Annotated in this window: 4 protein-coding genes and 1 pseudogene; all 5 read right to left on the bottom strand. The window is 27.4% G+C overall.

Annotated elements, in window-relative coordinates; genetic code table 11:
- Positions 1-114: 114 nt before the first annotated feature.
- Positions 115-654, bottom strand: a complete 540-nt coding sequence (locus ACPC58_RS11495) for a cysteine peptidase family C39 domain-containing protein (protein WP_434066023.1) — start codon at positions 652-654, stop codon at positions 115-117.
- A 201-nt stretch (positions 655-855) separates the two neighbouring features.
- Positions 856-1,047, bottom strand: a complete 192-nt coding sequence (locus ACPC58_RS11490) for a hypothetical protein (protein ID WP_024381035.1) — start codon at positions 1,045-1,047, stop codon at positions 856-858.
- Between the two features lie 88 nt (positions 1,048-1,135).
- On the bottom strand, positions 1,136-1,408 hold the full coding sequence (locus ACPC58_RS11485; protein ID WP_024381592.1) for a DUF3884 family protein: 273 nt from the start codon (positions 1,406-1,408) through the stop codon (positions 1,136-1,138).
- Positions 1,405-2,709 (bottom strand): glycosyltransferase family 2 protein, encoded by a 1,305-nt coding sequence (locus ACPC58_RS11480; RefSeq protein ID WP_434066022.1) that lies wholly within the window; start codon positions 2,707-2,709, stop codon positions 1,405-1,407. Before ACPC58_RS11480 ends, ACPC58_RS11485 begins: the two co-directional genes overlap by 4 nt.
- Before the next feature lie 142 nt (positions 2,710-2,851).
- Positions 2,852-3,025: pseudogene (locus tag ACPC58_RS11475) on the bottom strand (putative cross-wall-targeting lipoprotein signal domain-containing proteiin); the annotation flags it as partial.

The following is a 3,025-nucleotide window of genomic DNA, read 5'->3' as shown; positions in this document are numbered from 1 at the left end:
GAAGTGGAAAACGAGCAACTCCTAATTGGAACTGCTCGTTTTTTTATTGTGAGAAGCTAGTTTTTGCCCAGCCTCGTAAGAAATTTTATACACTAGTGTTACAAAAATGCTTGACTAGGTCATTACTGCTAAAGTTAATAATATAATTAAAAAAATTAATTTCTTTTGATTAAACAGTAAAGTAAATAAAGAAGGAAAACTTGTCTTCTTTATTTTAATTTTGTACTCATGGTTTGGTTTTAATAATATTGTTATCCCTCTCCATTCTGCAAGAAACTGTTCTTTAGTTAGTTTAGATAATTTTATCAGAGGATCAGGATCAGCTATATAAATATATTTTTTATCACTGCCAATAATAACATAGTAATGATAAAATTTATTATTCTTATTTATATGTACAATAAATGGAAATTTTATATCCTCTATGTCAAATAAAGAAATATCTGCATAAATAGCTTCAGTATCGAACCCTAATTCATTTGCCACAGAAACTATACTAAATGCAGTAGTCCCATTTTCAGTTGTACCTAACATTTCTCTAAGTTCTGCTAAAGAATAATGTGAATTATAGTATTCTAACACCATGGCCAAAGCAGCTACTCCACAATCTTTTGAATCAACTTGAGCACGATAATGACGTTTCGAAAATTTCATTCACTCAATATACTCCTTACTAGTATTAGTGTTTAGCCTTGATATATTATAAAATGACTAATGAAGCATAATAAAGTTATATGCTATCTATAATTAAAATATTGGAGCAACAACTAGGGATCAAACACAAAAATGGGTGAGATTTTCACCCATAAAAATCATATAGCAAAACTTACTCAAAAAAACTCCTCTATATTATTATCAATTTTTCTTACATACACGCCTCATATAGGCACAAGAACTTCCTGGATCAGAAGTACCTAAGCCAGCTAAAATTGTATCATGAGCACAAGTTACAATCGCCCATTTACAATTAGCACTTTCCGATGCACCTCCTCTTATTTCATTAAGAACTGTTTTAGAAATTTTATTAAATTTTTCCATTTGAGTCATGATGTTACCTCCTAATAAACTGTTTTATAAATAAAGAGTAAGTTTTATATTATATGTAAAATTAAAATTGTGGATTGTTTGTTCGATTTCAAAATTCAATTTCACTATTTGTGGAAATCGGAAAATAATCTTTAAAAAATTTAATCTTTGCTCCGTCTGTAATCTTTACATTTTTTAAAATATAACTTTTAAAATCGTCCGGAGATAATATACTACTGCAAATCCACCTTTTGCCAGAATTAGTAAACCATTCTCCAATCTCCTGAAATTTATTATTAAATAAGGGTTCTTGTTCTAATTCTGAAAAATCAATTATATAAACTATTTTATAAACTTTTTTATATAAATTACTTTTTATCATAAATCTTCCCTCCAATGTATTTTTTGAAAGTAATTAATTAAATTTTCATTAATGAAACTAGGATAGTCTCTGATATTTAAATTTAGTTCTCTAAATATTAAACCACTCTCTTCAAAAAATCCCCCTAAAAATAGATAATATCCCAAGAGTGAATTTATACAATTAGGAGAAAATATATTTTCAGAAAATAAACATTTATTATATTCTTCTAAAAAACTCTTCATAGAATTTAAAATATCCTCTTGTATTAATCTGAATTCACGTGCATATTTTAAAAAAATAAAATCTGAATGTCCTGAGACTTTTTTTTCAATTAGATTTAGATAACAATCAAAAAGAATGTAATTATTTTCATCAATCATTTTTGACAAAATAAACATAATTATATGTACAGAAAAATAATTTGAAATGAAATTATTTTCAGATACAATATTTCCTCTTTTAAATATTGATTTACAACTATATTCAAACATCTGATTCAAATTGATTTGACTATAATTATCTCTAAAATAGTAATAACACCACCTACTATCTGTAGGGTAATCTAGCATCGTCTTTAATAATAGCTCATTATAATAGCTTGCCTTCTCTTTATTTTCTCTTTTTTGTCCATAAACATTAATTTTTAGATTAGCATAATATATATCTTTGTTATTTATTGAATAGAAGGATTCGTGTACTCTACCTCTATATTGAAATGCCCCTGTGTTACTAATTAACTTTCCTGTTTTATAATAATCACTCCCTCGAATTATATTAAAATTAAATACAGTATCACTAAAACTATCAAATAATTTAAAATATGACAAAAGTAACTTTAAATTTTTGAAATCATCAACAACCTCATCAGCATCCAAAACTAATATCCACTCACATGAAGCATGTGAATTAGCATAATTTCTAGCCTTTGAAAAATCATCACACCATTCAAATGTGTACAAAAAAATTTTTTCACGTGATAACTCAGTTATACATTCTAAAGTACCATCAGTAGAACCTGTATCAACAATAATAATTTCATCAGCAAAATCAATAATACTTGCTAAACTTTTTAAAATAAAGTTCTCTTCATTTTTTACAATATATACTACGGATACAGTTGTTTTTTTTCTATTAGTCGCAAATTGATTTATTTTATCTATCAAAGTTGCGTCATCATTTATTCTTGAATACTCCCAATCTATGGAGTCTATTAAATCATAAATTTGTACTAATTCAAGATAGGCTTCATCCGAAATCCTTAAATTATCTTTATTATTCTTTAACCAGTTAGTATCTGGAATAGGATTTATTAAACTCATACGTGTCTTCCAGCCTTAAATTATTTTCATTGAAGATATTCTACAATAAAAACTATATCAAAAGGTAGCTTGTTCTTAAAATAGTCATTTTTGTTCTTAAGTGTAACTTTAAATATCAGACTTATGCTAGTTCATAATCACAATTGTAGAATCTCTGAACGGTATTATCTAGCAAGGGTGTTACCACTTCATCAGCTTGTGCTACTTGGCCACCCCAAGCGACAACAGCCGTCACCATAGTTCCAAGTGCTACCGAACAAAGCGTACGGTACTTCTTACTTTTACGGAAGACGTGTTTTTCTGCTTTTTCCTGATT

The sequence above is a fragment of the Streptococcus sp. VTCC 12905 genome, assembly GCF_049893385.1.
GTDB classification, from domain to species: domain Bacteria; phylum Bacillota; class Bacilli; order Lactobacillales; family Streptococcaceae; genus Streptococcus; species Streptococcus suis_AA.
This window is presented reverse-complemented; position numbering and strand designations above follow the sequence as displayed.

What these genes read in the sequence shown, in the direction of transcription:
- ACPC58_RS11485 (WP_024381592.1), bottom strand. Translation starts at nt 1,408, where the DNA reads ATGATAAAAAGTAATTTATATAAAAAAGTTTATAAAATAGTTTATATA.
- ACPC58_RS11480 (WP_434066022.1), bottom strand. Translation starts at nt 2,709, where the DNA reads ATGAGTTTAATAAATCCTATTCCAGATACTAACTGGTTAAAGAATAAT.
- ACPC58_RS11490 (WP_024381035.1), bottom strand. Translation starts at nt 1,047, where the DNA reads ATGACTCAAATGGAAAAATTTAATAAAATTTCTAAAACAGTTCTTAAT.
- ACPC58_RS11495 (WP_434066023.1), bottom strand. Translation starts at nt 654, where the DNA reads ATGAAATTTTCGAAACGTCATTATCGTGCTCAAGTTGATTCAAAAGAT.